Source organism: Desulfosarcina sp. (assembly GCF_055467485.1).
This window is the reverse complement of sequence record NZ_JBUOIV010000018.1, coordinates 60,019-82,255: the sequence shown is the minus strand read 5'-3', so window position 1 is coordinate 82,255 and position 22,237 is coordinate 60,019. Positions and strand designations below refer to the sequence as shown.

The 22,237-nt window shown below is 54.0% G+C and carries 26 protein-coding genes and 1 tRNA gene; 10 read left to right on the top strand and 17 right to left on the bottom strand.

Going from position 1 to position 22,237, the window contains the following annotated elements; all coding sequences use genetic code 11:
- Positions 1 to 84: 84 nt before the first annotated feature.
- The 6 genes from ACZCED_RS11000 to ACZCED_RS10975 all read left to right on the top strand — a co-directional run bounded on the left by ACZCED_RS11000 (position 85) and on the right by ACZCED_RS10975 (position 4,723).
- Positions 85 to 969: a mechanosensitive ion channel family protein gene (locus ACZCED_RS11000; protein ID WP_464860783.1), complete on the top strand. Its 885-nt coding sequence runs from the start codon at positions 85 to 87 to the stop codon at positions 967 to 969.
- The gene (locus ACZCED_RS10995; RefSeq protein WP_464860782.1) at positions 966 to 1,349 is read left to right on the top strand and encodes a hypothetical protein; all 384 of its coding nucleotides are present in this window, start codon (positions 966 to 968) and stop codon (positions 1,347 to 1,349) included. Before ACZCED_RS11000 ends, ACZCED_RS10995 begins: the two co-directional genes overlap by 4 nt.
- Before the next feature lie 38 nt (positions 1,350 to 1,387).
- Positions 1,388 to 1,699 carry a hypothetical protein gene (locus ACZCED_RS10990; protein ID WP_464860781.1) on the top strand — a complete coding sequence of 104 codons (312 nt, stop codon included), beginning with the start codon at positions 1,388 to 1,390 and terminating at the stop codon, positions 1,697 to 1,699.
- A 163-nt stretch (positions 1,700 to 1,862) separates the two neighbouring features.
- Complete coding sequence (locus tag ACZCED_RS10985) at positions 1,863 to 2,672, top strand: DUF2092 domain-containing protein (protein WP_464860780.1); 810 nt, start codon at positions 1,863 to 1,865, stop codon at positions 2,670 to 2,672.
- Between the two features lie 344 nt (positions 2,673 to 3,016).
- Positions 3,017 to 4,114, top strand: a complete 1,098-nt coding sequence (locus ACZCED_RS10980) for an OmpA family protein (RefSeq protein WP_464860779.1) — start codon at positions 3,017 to 3,019, stop codon at positions 4,112 to 4,114.
- Positions 4,115 to 4,144: 30 nt separating this feature from the next.
- Positions 4,145 to 4,723, top strand: coding sequence for a lipid-binding SYLF domain-containing protein (locus tag ACZCED_RS10975; protein WP_464860778.1), 579 nt, complete (start codon positions 4,145 to 4,147; stop codon positions 4,721 to 4,723).
- 263 nt (positions 4,724 to 4,986) lie between these two features.
- On the opposite strand, the gene ACZCED_RS10970 is transcribed toward ACZCED_RS10975, so the two are convergent.
- The 17 genes from ACZCED_RS10970 to kdsA form a co-directional block, all read right to left on the bottom strand.
- The gene (locus tag ACZCED_RS10970) at positions 4,987 to 5,892 is read right to left on the bottom strand and encodes a replication-relaxation family protein (protein ID WP_464860777.1); all 906 of its coding nucleotides are present in this window, start codon (positions 5,890 to 5,892) and stop codon (positions 4,987 to 4,989) included.
- A gap of 54 nt (positions 5,893 to 5,946) precedes the next feature.
- On the bottom strand, positions 5,947 to 6,873 hold the full coding sequence (locus ACZCED_RS10965) for a ParB/RepB/Spo0J family partition protein (RefSeq protein WP_464860776.1): 927 nt from the start codon (positions 6,871 to 6,873) through the stop codon (positions 5,947 to 5,949).
- Positions 6,866 to 7,624, bottom strand: a complete 759-nt coding sequence (locus ACZCED_RS10960; RefSeq protein WP_464860775.1) for a ParA family protein — start codon at positions 7,622 to 7,624, stop codon at positions 6,866 to 6,868. The genes ACZCED_RS10965 and ACZCED_RS10960 overlap by 8 nt, the downstream gene beginning before the upstream one ends.
- A 291-nt stretch (positions 7,625 to 7,915) precedes the next feature.
- Positions 7,916 to 8,002: transfer RNA gene (locus ACZCED_RS10955), tRNA-Leu, on the bottom strand.
- Positions 8,003 to 8,019: 17 nt separating this feature from the next.
- Entirely contained in the window at positions 8,020 to 8,355 is a 336-nt protein-coding gene (secG, locus tag ACZCED_RS10950; RefSeq protein ID WP_462970708.1) for a preprotein translocase subunit SecG, read from the bottom strand.
- Between the two features lie 25 nt (positions 8,356 to 8,380).
- Positions 8,381 to 9,142, bottom strand: a complete 762-nt coding sequence (gene tpiA / locus ACZCED_RS10945) for a triose-phosphate isomerase (RefSeq protein WP_462970709.1) — start codon at positions 9,140 to 9,142, stop codon at positions 8,381 to 8,383.
- Positions 9,143 to 9,160: 18 nt separating this feature from the next.
- A complete protein-coding gene (gap, locus tag ACZCED_RS10940; protein WP_462970710.1) occupies positions 9,161 to 10,165 on the bottom strand; it encodes a type I glyceraldehyde-3-phosphate dehydrogenase in 1,005 nt (334 codons plus the stop codon).
- A 245-nt stretch (positions 10,166 to 10,410) separates the two neighbouring features.
- A complete protein-coding gene (locus ACZCED_RS10935) occupies positions 10,411 to 10,824 on the bottom strand; it encodes a PTS sugar transporter subunit IIA (protein WP_462970711.1) in 414 nt (137 codons plus the stop codon).
- A gap of 58 nt (positions 10,825 to 10,882) precedes the next feature.
- Positions 10,883 to 11,752: an RNase adapter RapZ gene (rapZ, locus tag ACZCED_RS10930; protein WP_462970712.1), complete on the bottom strand. Its 870-nt coding sequence runs from the start codon at positions 11,750 to 11,752 to the stop codon at positions 10,883 to 10,885.
- A gap of 61 nt (positions 11,753 to 11,813) precedes the next feature.
- On the bottom strand, positions 11,814 to 12,272 hold the full coding sequence (locus ACZCED_RS10925; RefSeq protein WP_462970713.1) for a PTS sugar transporter subunit IIA: 459 nt from the start codon (positions 12,270 to 12,272) through the stop codon (positions 11,814 to 11,816).
- Between the two features lie 186 nt (positions 12,273 to 12,458).
- Positions 12,459 to 12,983, bottom strand: a complete 525-nt coding sequence (gene hpf / locus ACZCED_RS10920; protein ID WP_462970714.1) for a ribosome hibernation-promoting factor, HPF/YfiA family — start codon at positions 12,981 to 12,983, stop codon at positions 12,459 to 12,461.
- Between the two features lie 123 nt (positions 12,984 to 13,106).
- Positions 13,107 to 14,540 (bottom strand): RNA polymerase factor sigma-54, encoded by a 1,434-nt coding sequence (rpoN, locus tag ACZCED_RS10915; protein ID WP_462970715.1) that lies wholly within the window; start codon positions 14,538 to 14,540, stop codon positions 13,107 to 13,109.
- A 1-nt stretch (position 14,541) separates the two neighbouring features.
- Positions 14,542 to 15,264: an LPS export ABC transporter ATP-binding protein gene (gene lptB, locus ACZCED_RS10910; RefSeq protein WP_462970716.1), complete on the bottom strand. Its 723-nt coding sequence runs from the start codon at positions 15,262 to 15,264 to the stop codon at positions 14,542 to 14,544.
- Between the two features lie 32 nt (positions 15,265 to 15,296).
- Positions 15,297 to 15,839, bottom strand: coding sequence for a lipopolysaccharide transport periplasmic protein LptA (lptA, locus tag ACZCED_RS10905; protein ID WP_462970717.1), 543 nt, complete (start codon positions 15,837 to 15,839; stop codon positions 15,297 to 15,299).
- Complete coding sequence (gene lptC, locus ACZCED_RS10900) at positions 15,820 to 16,389, bottom strand: LPS export ABC transporter periplasmic protein LptC (protein ID WP_462970718.1); 570 nt, start codon at positions 16,387 to 16,389, stop codon at positions 15,820 to 15,822. The genes lptA and lptC overlap by 20 nt, the downstream gene beginning before the upstream one ends.
- On the bottom strand, positions 16,386 to 16,904 hold the full coding sequence (locus ACZCED_RS10895; RefSeq protein ID WP_464860774.1) for a KdsC family phosphatase: 519 nt from the start codon (positions 16,902 to 16,904) through the stop codon (positions 16,386 to 16,388). Before ACZCED_RS10895 ends, lptC begins: the two co-directional genes overlap by 4 nt.
- A gap of 9 nt (positions 16,905 to 16,913) precedes the next feature.
- Positions 16,914 to 17,702, bottom strand: coding sequence for a 3-deoxy-8-phosphooctulonate synthase (gene kdsA / locus ACZCED_RS10890; protein WP_462970720.1), 789 nt, complete (start codon positions 17,700 to 17,702; stop codon positions 16,914 to 16,916).
- 164 nt (positions 17,703 to 17,866) lie between these two features.
- Here kdsA and ACZCED_RS10885 point away from each other — a divergent pair, with 164 nt between their 5' ends.
- The 4 genes from ACZCED_RS10885 (at position 17,867) to recA (ending at position 22,236) form a co-directional block, all read left to right on the top strand.
- Positions 17,867 to 19,240 (top strand): M23 family metallopeptidase, encoded by a 1,374-nt coding sequence (locus ACZCED_RS10885; protein WP_462970721.1) that lies wholly within the window; start codon positions 17,867 to 17,869, stop codon positions 19,238 to 19,240.
- A 14-nt stretch (positions 19,241 to 19,254) separates the two neighbouring features.
- On the top strand, positions 19,255 to 20,424 hold the full coding sequence (locus ACZCED_RS10880; protein ID WP_462970722.1) for a homocysteine biosynthesis protein: 1,170 nt from the start codon (positions 19,255 to 19,257) through the stop codon (positions 20,422 to 20,424).
- A gap of 52 nt (positions 20,425 to 20,476) precedes the next feature.
- On the top strand, positions 20,477 to 21,049 hold the full coding sequence (thpR, locus tag ACZCED_RS10875) for an RNA 2',3'-cyclic phosphodiesterase (RefSeq protein WP_462970723.1): 573 nt from the start codon (positions 20,477 to 20,479) through the stop codon (positions 21,047 to 21,049).
- A 152-nt stretch (positions 21,050 to 21,201) separates the two neighbouring features.
- Positions 21,202 to 22,236, top strand: a complete 1,035-nt coding sequence (recA, locus tag ACZCED_RS10870; RefSeq protein ID WP_464860773.1) for a recombinase RecA — start codon at positions 21,202 to 21,204, stop codon at positions 22,234 to 22,236.
- Position 22,237 lies beyond the last annotated feature (1 nt).

The following is a 22,237-nucleotide window of genomic DNA, read 5'->3' as shown; positions in this document are numbered from 1 at the left end:
TCTGCGGTTATCGCTTCTTAGACAATCCTATCGACGTTCCGGGATTGACTGCTGATCCGCGATCCTTATGTGGAGAAAACAGCCATGTACGCGCAAAGTATAATCAACCGACTGCAGAGTCTCGGTGAGGTCATGACCCAGTATGGTACGCGCATCGCCCTGACTTTGGCAGTGCTGATCGCCGGGCTGATTCTCATCCGCTGGATCGACAAAGGCTTGCGAAAGGGCCTGAACCGGCTGATGCCGGCAAGGCCCTTTGTCAAAACGATCTGCCACACCGTATACATCCTTATGGTGATGACCGTAATCGCGGCTGCCGCGACTGAGTTCGGTGCCCAACCGATCAACGTGATCAGATTTCTGAGCATCGTCACCTTGACAGGCGTCGGCCTGATTATCTTCCTGCGACCTTTTTTCCCCACCATGCCCTTCAAAGTCGGCAACATCATCAAAGCAGGCGACCTGCTGGGCATCGTAGAAACCATCACGCTTCTCAATACCCGCCTGAGGACCTATGATGGAAAGACCATCTTTGTTCCCAACCGGAAATTAATCGACGATTTCGTCATCAACTATCATTTGACGCCGACCCGCCGTGTGAAAATCGACGTAGGCATTTGTTACGATCAGGATTTGCAAAAAGCCAAGCAGGTGCTGACAGCCCTGATGATCGAAGATCCCCGGGTGAAAACCACACCGAGCCCCGTCGTGCGTGTCCTCAACCTGACCAGCAGTAGTGTGGAATTGGGGGGTCGCTGTTGGGTAGACAACGCTGACTTCTGGGTCACCCGTTGCGACCTGATGGAAAAAACCAAGCATCAGTTTGACTGCGAGGGAATCCAGTTCGCTTTCCCGCAACTGGAACTGCATTACGATCCCGCCCATACCCGTTCAGCCGATTACTGGGGGGCCGATAGACTGATCGGATCGCCGGGAGGAAAGGGTTCACCAGAGGAGCAAGCCAGGTGAAGATCAAAGAGGGGTTAGAGATCATCAACAGTGGATGGATCCGCAAGCCCAAGGGTTTCCGGGTGAGGTGTGATAAACGGACCGACAACGGGATCGAGGCCGATTATTCACCGCCCCTGGATGATGCGCCGCTGAATTCTGACGTCACCGCCTGGCGTTATGCTTGGAAACTCTGGCAGGCAACCCGGGCAGAGGCGGAAGCCGACCATCCCGGTGCACTCTACAACATCGTCGTGGTCGATGATCGTGACCAACCGGTGCGCTTCTACGTTACCGGTGAACCGACGGTGTACAACCCGAAACGGTTTGACGAAAGCATAGACCCCGACAGTTCAGCCGATGAAACCGGAGACAAGCGCGTTGAAATCACTGATTCCTGATTATTTTCGATCCGACAAACTCAATCCAGGAGGATAAAATGAAATATGCTTTTATTTTACTGTTTTTAATGTTGAGCCCTGCATTGATACCCGATCTATATGCTGAAGACAACACTTGCCGGCTCATGGCGCCCGCACAAGATGATGTATGGGTGATTGTTCATGATGCAGATGCTGATGGAAATCGCGGAAAAATCATCTGGAGAGGAAAAATTGCAGCCGGTCAGGAGATTGCGGTCACCTCGACCGACGGACACATACGATATGATTTTACGCATGACAAGGATCAGCCGTATGAGGGAGATATCGCAGTCGGCTGTTACCAAGGAAATGGAATCCCGGTCGACTGAAAACGGACTCAGATAAAGCTTCTAATGAAACAGAATCTTTCAAATGCCGATCTTTGGTATCCATGCATATAAGAATTGTTTGAAAAAATAATAAGTTGGTCATGCCTGAATGATTTAATCTTCTCAACTACGCGGGAAACTAATTTCAAGGAGGTATACTCAAATGACAAAGATAGGTCCAAAATCAATGCAACTGTTTATACGCTGTATGACCGCCGTGGCGCTGTTTTTGATTGTTTTCTTCGGAACGTCCGTGGGGGTAAACGCCGACGAGGCGGATGCCAAGCGGATCCTCAAGGCCATGTCCGATTATATGGCGGCGCAGCAATCCCTTTCGTTTGAATTCGATGCCACCTTCGAGATCGTTACCACAGATGAACAGAAGCTCGAATTGGCCAGTTCAGGCAACGTCACGCTCAACCGGCCTAGCAAGATGCGTGTCACGCGTGCCGGTGGGTTTACAGATGTCGAGATGTATTTCGACGGGAAGACACTGACGCTGTTGGGCAAGAATCACAATCTCTATGCGCAGCTTGAGGTACCGGGCACGATTGATCACCTGGTTGACGAATTGAAAATTACCTACCAGATGCCGCTGCCTGCTGCAGATTTGCTATTGTCGAATGCCTACGATGAACTGATGCGTGATGTGGTTGACGTAAAGGACCTTGGCAGCGGTGTGATCGGCGGCATTGAATGCGATTACCTCGCTTTCCGAACAAGCGAGGTTGATTGGCAGATCTGGATTGCACAGGGAAAGCATCCTTATCCTTATCGATTTGTGATCACCTCCAAGCTTGTTGGCGGCGGACCGCAATACAGTATTCAGACCAGGGACTGGAAGGCTGGGGGCGAGGTGGCGGCAACCGATTTTCTCTTCAAGAACCCAACAAATGCTGAGAAGGTCGAGCTGAAGGATCTCAAGGGTGCGGATGATTTACCAGACCATTTCGTGAAAGGAGGTAAAAAATGAAAATATTTAGGATATTGGGTGCATTTTTGTTTGCCGGACTCATTATGGTTTTCGGATCTGAGATAGGAGAGCGGTTCTCTTTATCCGGAACCGAGCGTTTGGTTCCGACAGCCGAAGCCAGAGTCGGGCGTCCGTTGACCCCGGTGAGCGTTGCCGGGGTGGCAAGACGCTCGGTACGGCGTTGTGCGGTAGGCGTCTATAACTGCAAGCTTCCCGAGTCACAGTCTTGGACTGGCCTGCTTAGTTGCTTCTCCAGTTCTTTTGAACCCAAAACTTGACCCTATAGCTCTTCAATCACAGTATCTTTAGGTACCATATATTCTCTAACTGAAAGGAGCGTTACCATGAAAAGGAATTTTTTTAAGATTGCAGTCATGACTGTTCTCATTTGTGTGTGGACGATTGCCAGTGTTCAGGCTTTCGAGATCATCACCCGTGAAATGGTGGAAAAACAGATCGTCACCGAAACCGATCTGATCCGCAATGTGGATAACTTCATCATCCTGTTCGACACCTCCAGTTCCGCCAACAAAATGGTGGCCGGCAAGAACGTCTCCATGATCCAGGCCACCAAGAACCTTTTGAAGGAGCGCAACGCCTGGTTTCCGGATCTGGGATATCAGGCCGGCCTGTATGAATACACCAACAATGAAACCCTGACTGGCACCTTCAAGGCGATCTATCCCATGCAGGCCTACGATCGTGACCGGTTTGCCGCCGCCATCGATCAATTGCCGGAAAAGGGCCAGGGGCCGACCATGCTCCAGGCGGGGTTGCACGGCCTGCGTAAAGTGGTTGCCGGTCTCAGCGGCAAGACCGCGGTGATCATGTTCACGGACGGCACGGCATCCGTCGTTCGCGGACCCAAGAAACCGCTTCAGATCGCCCAGGAGATCGCCAAGGATCACGATGTGTGCTTTTACCTGGTCAGCAGCGCCTCCGAGGAAGCCAATTTGAGAATGTTGGAAACGGTTTCCAAAGTCAACGCCTGCTCCCGGGTGGTCCCGTTGAATGCCTTCCTGGACAACCCGGAATACATTGCCGGGGCACTTTTCATGGTAAAGACCACCGTCTATGAGCGCCTGGTGCCGGTCACCGAGGTAGTCGGTTTCGTTGCCGACGATATCCTGTTCGATTTCAACAGTGCCGACCTGCGACCCGAGTATAACGAAAAGAAGAATATGCTGGTGGACTTCCTGCAACAGAACCCTGATACTTACGTGGTCGTCGCAGGGTTTGCTGACAGCGTCGGTGATGAGGAATACAACCTGGGTCTTTCTGAGCGGCGGGCAGAGAGCGTCAAGAGCGCTCTGACGAATGCTGGGATTGATGGGGATCGGGTCGTGACCCTGTGGTTTGGTGAACTCAACCCGGCGGCCGACAATGCCACCGAAGAAGGCCGCCAGCTCAACCGGCGGGTCGAACTGGCCGTCGGGAAATAAAACCGACGCATTGCAGAGAAAGGAGACAATATGAAAAACAGAATCATTCTGATAGCATTGATCGCAGCATTCCTGCTGGCGGGGACGACCGTTCCGGCGCTGGCCGACAAATACGAGGACACCATCGCCGTATTCAAAAAGTCCGAGGCCGTCCAGCCCTTCTTCAAGAATTGCTATGGCTATGCGGTGTTCCCCACCGTGGGCAAGGCCGGCATCGGCATCGGCGGCTCCTACGGCACCGGCCAGGTCTACCGGGGCGGCAAAGTCACCGGCGAGACCTCGTTGATCAAGGCCACCGTCGGCTTCCAGTTGGGCGGCCAGGCCTTCAGTCAGATGATCTTCTTCGAGGACAAGCGCGCCTACGACGAGTTCACCAGCGGTGAGTTCGAGTTCGATGCGGCGGCCTCGGCTGTGGCAATCACGGCCGGCGTGCAGGCCAAGGCGGGGACTGAAGGGGCCACGGCAAGCGCCACGGCCGGTCCGGCCACCGGCGCCCAGGCCAAGGCCGCCTACCACAAAGGCATGGTGGTCTTTGTGCACGCCAAGGGCGGGCTGATGTACGAGGCGGCCATCGGCGGCCAGAAATTCAGTTTCAAACCGAAGCAGTAAACTTGAGATAAAACCGGCGACGAGTTTGCATAAGGAATTATAAATTGACTCATCGCCGGTTTCGTTTACCAAATTATAAGTCCTCAGCTTCCATTTATTAAGGACAAACCTGTATTCTACGAATAGTGCAAGTTACTGCTATTAAAATGTACCGCGTAAATTTTTAATTTATTTTTATTTTTGTCTATCATAGCCCTTCCATATTGATGATAAATAGATTCTTTTAATCATTATAAACCCAGTCAAAGGATCAAAGCTTTTCATCAAAAAGCCATCTTTTTTCCTAAAATAGATTCAAAATCATTTTCAGGTTTACCACCTCTTGACCAGATTTTGGCACCCAGTCCGGAGGAAAATATCATATCCTGTTCGGTCAACCAGATGAAATCTGACGGTTGCATTGAAGACACTAAACGACAAAGAGCCGAATGCCTTGCATGAGAGTGGGTGATGAACAAAAGCCGAAAGCCGTTCAAACGAACTTGGAAAATTCGTTCGTATCGCTTGTACTGGCCAGAGCGGAACAGGATTTGATAATTGACTATTTTTTGCCGGACATCCTTCAAGCCTCTGGCTGAGCTTGCCAGGGTCTCTGTACCCATGTCGACTTCGATGAAAAATAGGAGCGTCTTTTTGGACACTGAATCCGTAATTGAAAAAATCCCGTCAGGAATGAACTCCAATTTGTTCTTAGCTCCTGGCAACTCAATACGGATTATATCTTCTATTGAGTGGATATCCTGGGCCGTGGATAATGATTGTGTGGCGTAATGTATTGACAGTTGATGGAGTTGCTTTTCGATCTGGATCAAGTGGATTATGAACCAGTTCAACAGTAGTTCGTGCTCGACAAATTCTTGAGCAAACCATTTTTCGTCTCGCGGACGTTTCTGGTTTCCTGCATCGTGACCGTACAGCGCATGCCATCCCGTCATCGACAAAAGAATAAGATCTTCTGGCCGGCCACGCTTTTTCCCATAAGATCGATGGAGGGAAGAAATAAAACATAGGTCTGCCAATGCCCGTAGGCGCCTTCGGATCACCTGGTGACTCCGTCGGCTGAGAGCCGAAAGTTGGCTGACGGTTAAAACATTGAAACTATCAAGGAAGTTGAGCAGTTCCCAGTCCTTTTCAGAGATTTTTTTTCCCGAGTTTTCATGCTTGTTCATGTGTATCACCATCGGGAAGGCGGTCATTTCAATTTGAATCAGAAGGGGAGGGGGTCAGGGTGCTTTTTGTTGATCCATGCCTGCAATTGCAGCATTTAGCGCTTTTTTACAGAGGTCCATCCTGTTCGAATGATTCTGGGCACTAAAAAACTTGATGGAGACCGAAAAGGCCTTATCCGGTGGCTCCCATGTCCAATCTATAAATATTTCAGTTTCTTTCGTCGATGAATCCTCTTTTCTTACAGCTGCGTTTTTTCCTTTTTGACATTTTCTGTTTTGCAATCCTCGATTTTTTCGAATTTGGCGAATGGTATGGCCATCCTTGGAGGCTTCAATCAGAATATCTCGCTGTTTCGCAGGGTCGGTTTCACGGGATGCCTGGATCTGAGCTTCTTTTGGAATCGATGTGTTGCGGATAATTTCTCTTGCCGGCTCTTCAAGTCTTTCCAATCCGAGAACTTGACTGATATAGCTCTTGGACTTGTTAAGCAGCTTTGCCACCCTCAACTGTCTGTAAGCGTATGTTTCCACCAATTGCCGGATGCCGGCGGCTTCCTCCAATGGCTGAATATCCTCACGTTGAAGGTTGGCGATGAACTGCATCAGGAACCTGTTATCATCGTTCACCTCTTTTACGATGCAAGGCAGCTCCATCAACCCGACCATTTTGGAGGCGCGATACCTTCTTTCTCCGCTGATGATCCGGTAACAGTCGTTATGTTCGATGTGTTCCACAGTAATGGGATCGATGATACCATCGAGTTCACTGATGGACTCTGCCAGGGATTCCAGGCTTTCTTGGTCAAAAGTTTTGCGTGGTTGATTTGGATCAGGATTTATTTTTTTGATGTCTATTATCCTGGCTGATCGAAGTGGTTGGGTTCGAGCACTGACATCCATCGACCGTTCATCCGCTCTGTGAGTTGGAGGCGAAAGGAACAACGAACTTCTTTCAGCTTTTTTGGCGAAGGTTTTACCCATCGAGTACCTCCTTCCCAAGGTGCCAAAACGCTTCAGCCTGTTCACTTTTCGGGGCGAGATGGGATATTGGCCTGCCAATCGTGACGGATTCCACATACAGGACTGAATCTTTTAGAACCTGACCAAACACCAAGTCCCCTAAATGATTTTGTATCATTGCTCTGAAATCCTGTTCAATCCGTCGCCGGCCATCATATCGGTTGATGATGTAACCAATGATTTTCAGATCAGGATTGGCGCGTCGTTTAACACTTCGAATGAGGCCGTGAACATAGCCTGTTCCTTTGACGCTGTAGTCCTGTGCCTCAAGCGGGACGATAATGCCATTCGATGCTGTCAGGACCGACCACGTCGCGAGACCGAGATTAGGTGGTGAATCGATCAGAACTACATCATATTGATTCTGGACCTCGCCCAGTTTGTCGGCAAGGTAATAATGGGAATCACGCTCTGAGATCAGGTTTGTTTCTAAATCAGCGAGACTGAGGTTAGCTGGAAGAATGTCTATCTCTGGGTATTTAGTTGCATGAATACTGGCCTGCGTTGGCACTTGATCGTCACGGAGGATGTCTGTAACAACAGGGGAAATGCTATGGATGTTTTCGAGAAAGGATGAGCTCAGAGAGCCCTGCTGGTCCATATCTACGATAAGCACCTTTAGGTTCATTTTCGCGAACACACCGGCCAAGTTAAGACAGATTGTGGTTTTTCCAACACCACCCTTGTTGTTGCAGATACCGATCATTTTCATACGCATTACCTATAATTCCTATAATGCTTTGCAACGTATATGAATATAGCGGCGCAATCAGTGGGATAGTTTCATGAAGCCGTTGTTTTATCGAAAAACAGATCTCGAAGGGGGAACATCCATAAAAAGCGGTTTTGGATTTTACATATGAGACACTGTGTCGGTCACTAATAATTTTTTCAGGAAGGATGTGATATGGGCAAGGAATTGCAGTTGATTAGGTGATCAACATCTGATCAACAAAAAACAGGGTTAGGAAAATCCCAAAACCCTGTTTTTATTATTTAAAAATGGTGCCGAGGGCGGGACTTGAACCCGCACGGCCGTGGGCCACTACCCCCTCAAGATAGCGTGTCTACCAGATTCCACCACCTCGGCATGCGCGTTGTTTGGCTTTACTCAGATTTCGTATCGGCGTCCGTTGCATCGTCCTGCGCTGGCGGTTGCTGTGCCTGCTGTTCAATGGGAACCTGGACATCCGTGACCACCGACTTGGTGACTTTGCCGCCGGACATGTAGGCCAGGGTCAGGGACGTGAGCATGAATACAATGGCGGCCACCGTGGTCGCTTTGCTCAGAAACGTCGATGCGCCGGTGCTGCCGAAGAGGGTCTGGCTGGAGCCTCCGCCGAAAGCGGCGCCCATGTCCGCCCCCTTGCCGGTCTGGAGCAGCACGATCATGATCAGGGCGATGCATACAAACACGTGAACAACTATCAACAGTATGGACATTTGGTTATCGTCTTTTGCGGTTCATTCATTGATTATAGAAAACCAGTTTGCTGAACGTTTCCGGGTCCAGGCTGGCCCCGCCGACCAAGGCGCCGTCAACGTCGGGCATTTCCATGAGTGACCTGACGTTGTTCGGTTTTACGCTCCCCCCGTAAAGGATGCGAACGGCACTGGCAAACGGATTTCCAAACAGCTTGTCGAGCAGGGACCGGATGAATTGATGGGCCTCCTGAGCCTGTTCTCTGGAAGCGGTCTTTCCGGTACCTATGGCCCAGATCGGTTCGTATGCAACAACGAGCCCGGTTAGGTCATCAAAAACAAAATCTTTTAGACCATCTCTAACCTGTTTGTCAAGGACAGAAAATGTCTCACCGGCTTCACGCTGCGCCTCTGTTTCACCGACACAAAACACCGGGACCAGGCCGGCCGAAAGGGCTGCACGGATTTTACGATTGACGGTCTCATCGGTGTCGCCGAAAAACGACCTGCGTTCGGAGTGACCGATGATCACATGGGTGCAGCCTGCCTCCACCAGCATCTCCGACGAGACTTCACCGGTGAACGCGCCCTGTTTCTCCCAGTACAGGTTCTGGGCCCCCAGGGCGATGTTGCTTCCTTCGAGCGCCCGGGCCACCTGGTAAAGCGCGGTGAAGGCGGGGGCAATCATTACCTCCACGTCCGTTGCCTTCTCGACCCGGCGTTTCAATTGACCGGCGGCCTCGGCGGCCTGGAGACCGGTTTTATGCATTTTCCAGTTGCCTGCTATCAGTGGCGTTCGGCTGCTCATCGGTCACAATCTCCTTTACTAAAGCTGTTTGCCGATCATGGCGGCCAGGTCGACCATGCGGTTGGAGTAGCCGGTTTCGTTGTCGTACCAGGAGAGCACCTTGACCATGTTGTCCACGACATAGGTGGTCGGCGCATCTACGATCGATGACAACGGGCAGCCGTTGAAATCGGTGGAAACCAACGGCAGGTCGCTGTATCCCAGGATGCCCTTGAGCGGCCCTTCTGCAGCTTCCTTGAGCGCGCCGTTGATGTCTGATTTGGTGACACCGGCTTTTTCCACGTTGACCACCACATCGACAATGGAGACGTTGGGGGTGGGAACGCGGATGGCCAGGCCATTGAGTTTGCCCTCCAGTTCGGGCAGCACCAGGGCCACGGCTTTGGCCGCACCGGTGGTGGTCGGGATCATGGACAATGCCGCGGCTCTGGCCCGGCGAAGATCCTTGTGGGGGAAGTCCAGCAGGCGCTGGTCACCGGTGTAGGAGTGGATGGTCGTCATCAGCCCGCTTTTGATGCCGAAGTTTTCCAGCAATACCTTGGCGACCGGTGCGAGGCAGTTGGTGGTGCACGACGCATTGGAAATGATGTGGTGCTGCTTGGGATCGTATTTATTGGCGTTGACACCCATGACGACAGTGATGTCCGGATCCTTGGCGGGAGCGGAAATGATCACCTTGCGCGCACCGGCGGTAAGATGCTTGGCCGCGCTGTCGCGGTCCCGGAAAAGGCCGGTGCATTCACAGGCGATGTCCACGCCGTAATCCTTCCAGGCCAGGCGTTCGGGGTCCTTGACCGCCGTGTAGGCGATGGACTTGCCGTTGACGTCGATGGCACCGTCTTTGGCTTTGATTTCCATTTCGAGCTTGGCATGCACGGAATCATATTGCAGCAGGTGCGCCATGGTTGCAGCGTCAGTCAGGTCATTGATTGCCACGACTTCCACGTCCGGATGGTTCATGGCGGCCCGGAAAACCACACGACCGATTCTGCCAAATCCGTTGATGCCGATTTTTATGCTCATCCTGCCCTCCTTTAAGGTTAACGAAAAAAGTCGATAATGAACGGCTCACGAAAGCCGCGGTTACTAGAGTGATTCATCCAGTGGAACGGTGCACGGGTTATTCCGGGCCAGCCAACTTACCTGCTGACACGTGCGAGCCGGCCCCAAGAAGATAAAAGGAACCAAAAAATGAGGATCGGCATTCGCCATGCTGTTTTCCGAAGTGACGGACGTCGGTGTCCGGGCCGCAACCGCCAGTCCGGCGGTCAACCTCTTTTGTTCCCTTTCAAGATGCCGCTGGCCAGGGAGATGCTTTTTTTGCCGAATGATTCGAGGTTGGCTGCCAATTCCGAAAGGTTCTGATTTTTCCGGGCGCTTGCCGCCCGGATCAGGATGGGTAGATTGACCCCGGATATCACTTCTATGCGTCCCTCCTCGAGAAACGAATAGCTCAGGTTGGATGGCGTTCCTCCGAACATGTCCGTAAGAATCAGAATCCCGTCGTCGCTTTTCAATTGTTTAATGCCATCGGCAATTTTCTTGCGCAACTTATCCGCGTTTTCGTTCAAATCGATGGATACGGGGGCCATGGCCTCGGGTCGTTCGCCAAGGATAAACTCCGCCGCCTCCAGTAATGCTTCTGCGAGCCGGCAATGGGTAACCACTAAAACGCCAATCATGTCTGCCTGTCTTTCATCGGGTGAATGGGGATCACGGAACCGGATGTCATCCTCATGGTCATTGGGATTTGTTGATGTCGCGATGGGTCAGTTCCGTTTTACGACCCAATGCCGTAATGTGATCACACAATTGTTCGGCGATCACGACGGAGCGGTGACGACCTCCTGTGCAACCGACGGCAATGGTGAGGTATGATTTACCTTCATTTTCATATTGGGGAATCAACAAGTCCAGCAGATCGAAATATTTCTGTAAAAATAAACAGGTTTGGTCACTATTCAAGACAAAAGATCGAATTTTTTCTGTTTTTCCGTTCAACGGCCGAAGTGCCGGATCAAAATAGGGGTTCTTCAGAAAACGGACATCCATGACCAGATCGGCATGACCCGGGAGCCCGTGTTTGTATCCAAATGAGACCACCTGGACGTTCATGGCGCCGTCATCAGTGCCTTCGGTGGCAATTTTCCGGATGATGGATTTAAGGTCGTGGACATTCAGATCCGTCGTGTCGATAATTTGATCGGCTTTGCGACGCAGCGATGCCAGGATGGTCTTTTCTGATCGAATGGCATGGCGGATACTTTTTTCCCGCGCCAGGGGGTGCCGCCGGCGCGTCTGGCTGTAGCGTCTCAGCAGGGTTTTTTCTTCAGCTTCGAGAAAAATGATCCGAAAGTGAAAGCCCATTCCTGTCAGTGTGTCGAGGATGGATTCATACTGCCGGATAAAGCTGTTTTCCCGAAGATCCATACCGAATACCAAACTGGTGAACGCGTCGGCATGGTCCAATGATAGATTCAGGAACCCGGGCAACAGGGCGACGGGCATGTTGTCCACGCAATAGTACCCAGAATCTTCGAAGGCGGCCAGCGCCGTACTTTTTCCGGAACCGGATCTTCCGGTGACAATGGTGATGGGGGTCCGTTTCACAACGCGGTTCTCGTAAAATGATTATGAGGCAAGGAGATGACGGCGGATGCCCGGTTTGCAGCTAAAAATCGTCATCGTCCTCACCGATGATGGCGATGATTTCATCAGCGCTGGTGGCTTTCATCATCAACGCTTTTAGCGGCTCTTTTTTAAGCAGCCGGGATACGCGGGCCAGCAGTTTAAGGTGAAGGTCGGTTGAGTGTTCGGGGGTGATAAGCAGGAAAAACAAGTGGGTGGGGCGACCGTCCATGGACTCGAAATCCACACCCTTTCGGCTCAAGCCAAATCCCAGAACCAGTCTGTCAAGGTCTTTGAGTTTACCGTGGGGAATGCCAATGCCGCCGCCAATGCCGGTGCTACCCAACCGTTCCCGCTCCATCAAGACCCGCACCATCTCGTTGTGGTCGATGCCGGTAATCTGTGCGGCAGGGGTGACCAGTTCATTCAAAATACCAATTTTGTCCTTGGATTGAAGATCGATGAGGATCGCTTCCTTGTCGAGCACATCTAATATTTTCATCGCTGTCTCACTGGATCCGGCAACTTCGCGCTGTTAGTATCGTTGGCAACCGAACGCTGTCTGGTGGCAGTCGAGAAACCGTGATACTCGCTTCCCTGGGTTCTTCATCGGTTCCATTTGCCCGCCTGACCGCTGTTTTTTTGTCGAAGGTAATCGTTTCCGCTACCCGGATGCTGTCAACCCATGCTATGCCCGCGGCTGGATCAGTCCGTAGTTTCCGTCTTTTTGCCGGTACAGGACGTTGACCGATTCCGTGCGGGCATTGGTGAACACCAGGAAATTGTCTTTTATCAGGTCCATCTGCATCACCGCCTCGTCAACGTCCATTGGCTTGAATTCGATATGGTGGACCCGTACCCGGGGTTGGTCACCGTCCACATCGCCTATCCGTTCGGATGTCATGGCTCCGGTTTTTTCCTTGGATCGGTATTTCCGACTTTTCTGTTTGCTCTTTTTTATCTGTCCCTCTAACTTGTCGAGCACCATATCGATGGCCGAATACATCTCCTCGGTCTCCTCCTTGCCGTTGATGATCAGCCGGTCTCCCATGATATTGATTTCAGCACTGTGGCGAAATTTTTCAATGGACAGGACCACATTGGCTTCGGCCGGGCCGTTGAAGTATTTTTCCATCCGGTTCAGTTTTTCGGTGACATATGATTTGAGGGCATCGGAGGGTTCGAGGTTCTTGAATCTGACGGATGTGTTCATGGTCGGTGCCTCCTTTTGGGAATGCCGGTCGGCAGAGGGCGGTCAACCGGTTTCAGATACGCCCTCCCGCCGGTTTTATTACAGGCGGGACGAGAAAACCGTGGCCTGCTTCCGGGCAAACCATCAGAACTCCTTTCGTTTGCTGGAGGACAGAATGCCCATCATCTCCCGGTATTTGGCCACCGTGCGACGGGCGATGTCGATATTGTCAGTTTTGAGCATTTCGGCCATCTTGCTGTCGCTGTAAGGTTTCTTCGGGTTTTCCCCTTCGATGATCTTTTTAATTTTGGCCTGCACGCTGGCCGAGGCGATGTCCTCGCCAAAAACCCGTTTGATGGAGCTGTTGAAAAAATATTTGAGCTCGTAGATCCCCTGGGGGGTGTGGGCATATTTATTGGTCGTCACCCGGCTGATGGTGGATTCGTGCATGCCGATATCTTCGGCCACATCCCTGAGCACCATGGGTTTTAAATGGGTCACGCCTTTTTCGAAGAAATCCCGCTGAAATTTCAGGATACTCTCCATTACCTTGTAAATGGTTTTCTGACGCTGGTGAATGCTGCGGATCAGCCAGGCCGCGGATCGCATCTTGTCGCGAATGTATTCCTTGGCATTTGCGCTGACCTCGTTTTTTTTAGTGATGGCCCGCTTGTAAAAAGGATTGACCCGAAGTTTGGGCATGCCGTCGTCGTTAAGGACGATGACAAATTCGCCCTCACTCTTGTGGACGTAGATATCCGGGATGATATAGTGGGGCGTCTCTTCGGTGAACTGTCTCCCCGGCTTGGGTTCAAGTGCGCGGATAACGTTGACCGCGGCAATGACCTCTTTCAGTTTGACCTTCAGGGCCTTGCAAATGGCTTTGTAATTCTTGTTTTCCAGATTTTTCAGGTGGTCGGAAATGATGTCTACCACCAGGCTGTTTTCCAGATCCAGATGCTGAGCCTGAAGCAGGAGGCACTCCCGCAGGTCCCTGGCACAAATGCCCACCGGATCGAAGGACTGCATGGTTTCCAGGACATCTTCCACCATTTCGATGGAAACGCCGCTTTGTTGAGACAGCTCTTCGACGGACAATTGCAGGTATCCGTCAGGGTTGAGGCTGCCGATAATCAGGCTGCCGACCTGCTTTTCGATATCGGTGGGAGACAGCATCAACAGCTGCCATAGCAGGTGATCGCTGAGTGACTCCTTGGATGAGACGAATGCCTCGTATTGGGGCGCTTCCCGGCTTTCAGATTCGAAATTGACCTTTCCCGGCGAGTTATACTCGTCGATGTAATTGCTCCAGTCGATTTCGTCATTGATCTTCTCGTCGATGGTTACTTCACGGGCTTCTTCTTCGGCGGCGGCAGGCGCCTCTTCGGGTTCGCTATCCTTGGATTTGTCGGGGGTCTCCTGGATCTCCTCTAAGGTGGGGTTCTCTTCCAGTTCCTGTCTGATCGTGTCCACCAGTTCAAGACGGGACAGCTGTAGCAGCTTGATCGCCATCTGGAGCTGCGGCGTCATGATGAGCTGCTGGGTCAGTTTGAGTTGTTGTCTGAGTTCAATTGCCATCTTAGAGTCTGAATTCGTCTCCCAAATAAATTCGTCTGGCGATGGTGCTGGAAGCAATCTGCTCGGGTGTTCCGGTTTCGATCACTTTGCCGTCGCTCAAAATAAATGCCGAATCACACGCCCCCAGCGTTTCCCGCACGTTGTGATCGGATATCAAGATACCGATGTTCCGGTTCTTCAAGTGGGCGATGATCTTTTTAATGTCGATCACCGCCAGCGGGTCGACGCCGGCAAAGGGCTCGTCCAGCAACATGAAGGCCGGGTCCGTAGCCAGGGCCCGCGTGATTTCCAGTCGGCGACGCTCGCCACCGGAAAGGACCGCCGCTCTTGATTCCGCCACGTGGTCGATGCCCAACTCATCCAGCAGGCGGTCGGTGCGGTCATGGCGCTGCTGGCGTGACAGGGGCAGGGTCTCCAGAATCGCCAGGATGTTCTGGCGGACGGTCAGTTTCCTGAAGATGGACGCCTCCTGGGGCAGGTATCCGACCCCTGTCCGTGCCCGGATATGCATGGGGTATTCGGTGATGTCCTTATCATCAAGAAAAACCTGGCCGCTGTCGGGCTTGATCAACCCCACGGTCATATAGAACGTGGTGGTCTTACCCGCACCGTTCGGTCCCAGCAGACCGATCACCTGTCCGCTTTCCACGTTCAGGCTGACCCGGTCCACCACTTTCCTGCCCCGGTAGACCTTGACCAGTTCACGAACAGACAAGGCCGCCATCAGCTGTTTCCCCCGGGGTGCATGTTCACGGGCTATTCCAATCCTGAGTCTTCCGGGAGGATGATGGCGTTGACGCGACCGCTGGATCCACCTTCGACGGTGAACCGTCCATCATCCCGGTAGAAGGTAATGGTTTCGCCGGTGACGGTATTGTCGCCGCTGGTCACCCGGGCTCCCGGACCGGTCAGGATCAGCATGCGCTGTGCTGTTATATATACTGCCTGCCGGGCGACGGCAAGCCTATTGTCGAATTTAATTTCCACATTTCCAGTGGCCACCAGCTTTTGCAGGGATTGCGCAGGTGAAGCGCTTCCACCTTCCGCGCCACCGGAAAAAAAAATCTTGAGGCTGTCCGCGTTGATCAGGGTCTCGCCCTGTTTGGCCCGCACATTTCCAATAAACTCGGCATTGTTGTTGGCTGTGTCGGATATGAAACGGTCTGCCGAGATTTGGATTTTCTTTGCCTCCGGATTGGCTGTTTCCGCAGCCCGGGGGGGCAGCGGGGACAACAGCACCAGGCAAAGCAGTATCGGCAGCACAACGCCGGTGGTGTGTCTAAAGCTGAAAATCTTCACTGATGGTTCCTTCCACACCGCCTTCGAAACGGGTGATACTGGTTTCCAGGTCCATGGTCATCGTATCGGCGCGCAGGGTGAACGACTCGCCGGAGAGGGTCACCGGTGTATCGGCGCGAAGCTCCCGTGCGGCCGGGTCGTAGTCGAGCGCGTCGGTTTGGAACCGGTAAAGGCGGGTGTTGGCCGACACCTGCCCCGAGACCTTCATGCGGCTGGAGTCCGTGTAAATCGTCCCCTGTTTGGCGGTCAGGTGCACGTGGTCCCCATCATCCATGAAAAACTCTACATCCGGACCGGCCAGCACCATGGTCTTCTCTTTTTCCAGAAGGGTTGCCGAGTCCGCTTCCAGCCGCCACTCCCGAACACCGTTTTTCATGGCGGTCTGGCGAATCCTGTTGAGCTGCATGTCCGCTTCATCCTTAACCAGGTCCAGCAGCATTTCCGGGCTGCGGGTCATCCGGCGATACCCGACAAAGACGACAGTCGTGCCGGCCAGCGCCAGTACGACGATACTCAGCAATACGCGCTGGATCAGGCGGCGATTTTTCATGAGAACATCCTTTTGACCAAGGGTTCCCAAACGCCTTTGGCCTGCAGGATCCGCTCGCTGACTTCACGAACTGCTCCACACCCCCCCCGTGCCCGAGTGGTCATCAGGGCGGCCTGTTTTACCCGTTCGTGGGCATCCCCGACGGCAATGGGCACGCCCACCCGGTGCATGATGGGCAAATCCGGCAGGTCGTCTCCCACAAAGGCCGTCTCCGAGGCCGCCACGCCGGTTTCTTCCAGGATTTCTTCAAGGGCGGCAGCCTTGTCGCGGATACCGTCTTTGAGCAGCTCGATGCCCAGGTTTTTGCACCGGTGAACCAGTGCCATGGAACGGCGGCCGGTGACGATGCCCACCGTGAGGCCCGCTTCGATCAGCATGCGGATGCCCAGCCCGTCGCGCACGTGAAACACCTTGGTTTCCTGGCCGCTGTCGTTGTAAATCACCTGGCCGGCGGTGAGGACACCGTCCACATCCAGAAGGATCAAAGCAATTTGTTTCAGGCGGGTGTCGATCATGGGATGATGTCAGGCGGCCAGGGCGGCTTTGATGGCTTTAAGCTGGACCAGCAGAGCGGGCAACTGGTCCAGAGGGAGTGAATTGGGGCCGTCGCAAAGGGCGTTGTCCGGGTCTTCATGGACTTCCAGGAAAACACCGTCGGCACCGGCCGCCATGGCTGCCCGGGCCAGTACCGGGGCAAACTCACGCTGGCCGCCGGAATGGGTTCCCGCGCCGCCGGGCAATTGAACACTGTGGGTGGCGTCGAATACAACCGGACAACCGGTTTGCTGCATGATCTGGATCCCCCTGAAATCCACGACCAGGTTGTTGTATCCGAACATGACGCCACGCTCGGTGATCATGGGTTGGATGCTGGATACCGAACGAATCTTTTCGACGATATTGACCATATCCCAAGGGGCCAGGAACTGGCCTTTCTTGACATTCACCGGTTTTCCAGTTTTTGCGACCGCCAGGAGCAGGTCGGTCTGGCGGCAAAGAAAGGCCGGGATCTGGATGACATCGAGCACCTGGGCGGCCGCCGCAACTTCGCTGATGCGATGGACGTCGGAGAGGATCGGCACACCAAGGGTTTCTTTGACCTTGGCCAGTACGCGCAGGCCATCCTGAATGCCCGGCCCCCGGAAAGAGGTGATGGCGGTCCGGTTGGCCTTGTCATAGGAGGCCTTGAAGGTAAATGGAATGCCGAGATTGTCCGTCAGCACTTTGAGCCGGTCGGCGATGCGCAGGGTGACGGCCTCGTCTTCGATGACGCACGGCCCGCTGACCAGGAAAAAAGGACTGTCCGTTTTCATTCAGTGTCATCTTTCAAGAGAATTGGAATCATGTTTTATTATGTATCCTCGGGATGTTAAAAAGTCAAGATGCGAAAAACTTTGCCTTGATTACCGGTGGCTTAACTGGTATTGTCCCCAATTCAATAGACGGCTAAAGTACCGCGCCGAAAGGAAAGCATCCGTTGAATAAAAAAGCAAGCTCGCTCAGACCGATCCTGGTGGTGACTGTTGCGCTGCTGATCAGTGTTCCCGCCGTATGGCTGGCCATCATCCGGATGGAAGGATCGGCGCCCGCACTGGAAATCGAACTCGAGTCGCCTTTTATCGGCGCCACGCGGACCGTTACCATCCATGTCGATGACACCGGAAGCGGTATCCGCAAAGTCTGGATGGGCCTGCTGGTCGAGGGCCGGGAGGTGGAGATCCTGCAGCGAACCTTTCCTTCAGCCGGTTTTTTTGCTGGCGGCAAGGAAAAGTCGGTGCAGGTGAAAGCGCCGGTCTCCCCCCAGTCCATGGGGCTTGCCGACGGAAAGGGCGTCATCCGCGTCGTGGCCTGGGATTATTCGCTGCGCAAATGGGGGAAAGGCAACCGGGTTTACCTGGAAAAGGAGATCCAGATCGACACCAAGGCGCCGTCGATCGAGTTGATCAGCCGCTCCCACAATATCAATCAGGGCGGCAGTGGGGCGGCGATATACCGGCTGTCGGAAGACTGCCCGGTCAGCGGGGTGAGCGTGGGCGATCTGTTTTTCCCCGGATATGCCGGTTATTTCAAGGACCCGTCCGTCTACATGGCCTTCTTCGCCCTGGATTATCAACAAGGCAAGGAAACGCGTCTGGCCGTTGCTGCTGAAGACTTTGCCGGCAACCGGGCGACGGCCGGCCTGGTGTATCACATCAATACCCGGTCCTTCAGAAAGGACGCGATCAATCTGTCCGACGCCTTTTTTAATGAAAAAATGCCCGATTTCGAACGCTACTTTCCCGAATCATCGGGCGGCAGCCGGGCCGATCTTTTCCTGAAGGTCAACCGTGAACTGCGGCGCCAGGATACCGAGGCGATATACCGAATCACCCAGCAGTCGGAAAAGGAAATCCTCTGGGACGGGCCTTTTTTGCGGCTTCCCCGATCTGCCAACCGTGCCCGTTTCGCCGACCACCGCACCTATTTCTACGGAGGCAAAGTGATCGACCGCCAGGTGCACATGGGGATCGACCTGGCGTCTACGGCGCATTCCCCGGTACCGGCGGCAAACCGCGGGAAAGTGGCATTCACGGGAGACCAGGGCATCTATGGCAACACCATCATTCTCGACCACGGGTTCGGGCTGTTCACCCTCTACTCGCATTTGAGTCATATCGATGTCGCCGTCGGGCAGATGGTCAACAAGGGTGATCCCATCGGCAAAACCGGCCTGACGGGCCTGGCGGGCGGCGACCACCTGCACTACGGCACCCTGATTCACCAGACCTATGTCAATCCGGTGGAGTGGTGGGACGGCGAATGGATCACAAACAACATCAGCGCCAAAATCGATGACGCGGGACCCCGATAGGAGCAGGCGGCGGCATGGCACGCTTTAAGGTTCAGAAAACGGTTCAACAGATCAACGATAAAATCCGGGCCGGCGACGTGGTTGTCGTCACGGCCGAAGAGATGATCGACATCGTCGCGGACAAGGGTCCGATCGAGGCTGCCCAACAGGTGGACGTGGTGACCACGGGGACCTTCGCTCCCATGTGCTCGTCGGGCGCATTCATCAATTTCGGACACTCGACACCCGGCACCAAAGCGGCCAAGGTGTGGATCAACAATGTGCCCGCATACGGGGGCATCGCCGCGGTGGACTGCTATATCGGGGCTACCGAGCCGTGTGAAGACGATCCACTGAACAAGGTCTATCCCGGTGAATTTCTTTACGGCGGCGGCCACGTCATCCAGGACCTGGTGGCGGGCAAGAAGATGCATATCAAGGCCACCGCCTACGGAACGGACTGCTATCCCAGCCGGGAATATGAGAAGCTCGTTTCGCTCAAATCGTTACCCCAGGCTACGCTGTGCAACCCCAGGAATGCCTATCAGAACTACAACTGCGCGGTGAATCTTACCAACAAAACCGTCTACACCTACATGGGGGCGCTTAAACCCAGGGCCGGCAACGCCAACTACTGCTCGGCCGGCCAGTTGAGCCCGCTGTTCAACGACCCCTTTTACCGGACCATCGGGCTGGGTACACGTATTTTTCTGGGAGGCGGCGTCGGCTATGTCACCTGGCACGGCACCCAGCACCGGCCCGGGGTCAAGCGGGCCACCAATGGCACACCGTTGTCCCCGGCAGGCACCCTGTGGGTGATGGGAGACCTGCAACAGATGAGCCCGGACTGGCTGGTCGGCGTCAGCATCCAGGGTTACGGGTGCTCGTTGGCGGTGGGACTGGGTGTCCCCATCCCGATACTGGACGAGGAGATGGCCGGATTCACAGCGGTTTCGGACGCTGAGCTGTTCACCCAGATTGTGGACTACGGCAACGACTACCCCGCGGGTAAATCAAGCAATCTCGGACAGGTCAGCTATGCCGAGCTTAAAAGCGGGGTAATCACCGTCAAGGGGAAGAAGGTGCCGACCGTTCCGCTCTCCAGCATGGTGAAGGCCCGACAGATTGCCGACACGCTGAAACAGTGGATTGCAGCGGGTACATTTGAATTGGGCACGCCCCAGTTTACCCTTCCTGCGGCCTGATTTTCACGTTGGCGGCCTTCCATGCCGGACAACGGGATACAAAGGAGCCACCATGCCACAGACCGTCCGCGCCTTTGTGGCCGCGCCGATTCCCGAGGCGGTGGCGGCTTTTTTGATGAAGATTCAGGCGCGACTCCAGCTGCCCGTAAGCAATATCCGCTGGGTGGCGGGGAAGAACATTCATTTGACCCTGAAGTTTCTTGGGGATGTCGAGCCGTCGCGGGTAACTGAAATTGCCGCCCGGATGGACGCCGCCGCCGGCATGACAACTGCTTTCTCGCTGACCGCAAAAGGGGTGGGTGTTTTCCCGAATCTGCGCCGCGCACGGGTGCTCTGGGTTGGACTGGCGGGTGATCTCGACCGGTTGAAAGCGGTTCAGGCAACCCTTGAATCCGGCTTGGAATCGGTGGGGTTCGAAAGGGAATCCCGTGGTTTTGCCGGACACTTGACCATCGGCCGGATCCGCAGGCGGATCGATGCGCAATTGATCGGCGCCGCCCTGGAACCCCTGAAAGCGGTTACCTCAGAATTTTTCCGGGTGGATCGGCTGATGCTCTTTAAAAGCATGCTTAAACCGACAGGGCCAGAATACACCCTGCTGCACACATCGCCCCTGGCGGTATAAAAACCTGGCTGTTCAGGAAAACCGTATCGATCCGGCGGATCGACACACAGCGTTGAGCAAACCGAGAATCGTCTAACGGGCCTGCCGGCAAAATCGTGCGGGCGGTGTTCATAAATGTTTTTTTCACCCTGTTACCAACCTGGGAGGATTGCATGGCCATTTCAGCTGATAAAACCAAGGCGGTAGATTCCGCCATGGGACAGATCGAGCGCCAGTTCGGTAAGGGCGCCATCATGAAACTGGGGGCGCGCCCCGTCGTCGATATTCCCGTGATCTCCAGCGGATCCATCGAACTGGACCGGGCCCTGGGCATCGGCGGACTGCCCCGCGGCCGCGTGATCGAAATCTTCGGTCCCGAGTCATCGGGAAAGACGACCCTGGCCCTTCATGCCGTGGCCAACGCGCAAAAACAGGGTGGCATCGCCGCCTTTATCGACGCCGAACATGCCCTGGACACCGTCTATGCCCGCAAACTCGGCGTAAACTGCGATGAACTGCTGGTCTCCCAGCCCGACACCGGTGAGCAGGCCCTGGAAATCGCCGATATGCTGGTGCGCAGCGGCGCCATCGACGTGATGGTGATCGACAGTGTGGCCGCCCTGGTGCCCCGGGCGGAGATCGAGGGAGAGATGGGTGATTCGCACATGGGACTGCAGGCCCGCCTCATGTCCCAGGCGTTGCGGAAACTGACCGGGACCATCGGAAAGACCATGACTTCGGTGGTCTTCATCAACCAGATCCGCATGAAGATCGGCGTGATGTTCGGCAACCCGGAGACCACCACCGGCGGCAATGCGCTGAAATTCTATTCCTCCGTTAGGCTGGACATCCGTCGCATCGGCGCCATCAAGGACGGACAGGATGTCGTGGGGAACCGAACCCGGGTGAAGGTGGTCAAAAACAAAATGGCCCCGCCGTTTAAAGAGGCGGAGTTCGACATCATGTACGGCGAGGGGATCTCGCGATCCGGCGACTTGCTGGATGTGGGCGTCAACGCCGGCATCATCGACAAAAGCGGTTCCTGGTATTCCTACAATGGCGAGCGCATCGGCCAGGGGCGCGAAAACGTGAAAAAATTTTTCCAGGAGAACCCCGACCTCTTCGAGACCGTGGACGTGAAGGTAAGGGAGGCCGTGGGCCTGCTGAAGCCCAAATCAGAATCGAAAACCGAAAAAACAGACAAATAAA

Coding starts and splice junctions, on each gene's coding strand:
- ACZCED_RS10975 (WP_464860778.1), top strand. CDS start 4,145: ATGAAAAACAGAATCATTCTGATAGCATTGATCGCAGCATTCCTGCTG.
- secG (WP_462970708.1), bottom strand. CDS start 8,355: ATGTCCATACTGTTGATAGTTGTTCACGTGTTTGTATGCATCGCCCTG.
- rpoN (WP_462970715.1), bottom strand. CDS start 14,540: ATGGCAATTGAACTCAGACAACAACTCAAACTGACCCAGCAGCTCATC.
- ACZCED_RS10985 (WP_464860780.1), top strand. CDS start 1,863: ATGACAAAGATAGGTCCAAAATCAATGCAACTGTTTATACGCTGTATG.
- thpR (WP_462970723.1), top strand. CDS start 20,477: ATGCCACAGACCGTCCGCGCCTTTGTGGCCGCGCCGATTCCCGAGGCG.
- ACZCED_RS10970 (WP_464860777.1), bottom strand. CDS start 5,892: ATGAACAAGCATGAAAACTCGGGAAAAAAAATCTCTGAAAAGGACTGG.
- gap (WP_462970710.1), bottom strand. CDS start 10,165: ATGAGCATAAAAATCGGCATCAACGGATTTGGCAGAATCGGTCGTGTG.
- tpiA (WP_462970709.1), bottom strand. CDS start 9,142: ATGAGCAGCCGAACGCCACTGATAGCAGGCAACTGGAAAATGCATAAA.
- ACZCED_RS11000 (WP_464860783.1), top strand. CDS start 85: ATGTACGCGCAAAGTATAATCAACCGACTGCAGAGTCTCGGTGAGGTC.
- ACZCED_RS10980 (WP_464860779.1), top strand. CDS start 3,017: ATGAAAAGGAATTTTTTTAAGATTGCAGTCATGACTGTTCTCATTTGT.
- ACZCED_RS10935 (WP_462970711.1), bottom strand. CDS start 10,824: ATGATTGGCGTTTTAGTGGTTACCCATTGCCGGCTCGCAGAAGCATTA.
- hpf (WP_462970714.1), bottom strand. CDS start 12,983: ATGAACACATCCGTCAGATTCAAGAACCTCGAACCCTCCGATGCCCTC.
- ACZCED_RS10965 (WP_464860776.1), bottom strand. CDS start 6,873: ATGGGTAAAACCTTCGCCAAAAAAGCTGAAAGAAGTTCGTTGTTCCTT.
- recA (WP_464860773.1), top strand. CDS start 21,202: ATGGCCATTTCAGCTGATAAAACCAAGGCGGTAGATTCCGCCATGGGA.
- lptC (WP_462970718.1), bottom strand. CDS start 16,389: ATGAAAAATCGCCGCCTGATCCAGCGCGTATTGCTGAGTATCGTCGTA.
- kdsA (WP_462970720.1), bottom strand. CDS start 17,702: ATGAAAACGGACAGTCCTTTTTTCCTGGTCAGCGGGCCGTGCGTCATC.
- ACZCED_RS10990 (WP_464860781.1), top strand. CDS start 1,388: ATGAAATATGCTTTTATTTTACTGTTTTTAATGTTGAGCCCTGCATTG.
- lptB (WP_462970716.1), bottom strand. CDS start 15,264: ATGGCGGCCTTGTCTGTTCGTGAACTGGTCAAGGTCTACCGGGGCAGG.
- ACZCED_RS10895 (WP_464860774.1), bottom strand. CDS start 16,904: ATGATCGACACCCGCCTGAAACAAATTGCTTTGATCCTTCTGGATGTG.
- ACZCED_RS10880 (WP_462970722.1), top strand. CDS start 19,255: ATGGCACGCTTTAAGGTTCAGAAAACGGTTCAACAGATCAACGATAAA.
- ACZCED_RS10925 (WP_462970713.1), bottom strand. CDS start 12,272: ATGAAAATATTAGATGTGCTCGACAAGGAAGCGATCCTCATCGATCTT.
- ACZCED_RS10960 (WP_464860775.1), bottom strand. CDS start 7,624: ATGAAAATGATCGGTATCTGCAACAACAAGGGTGGTGTTGGAAAAACC.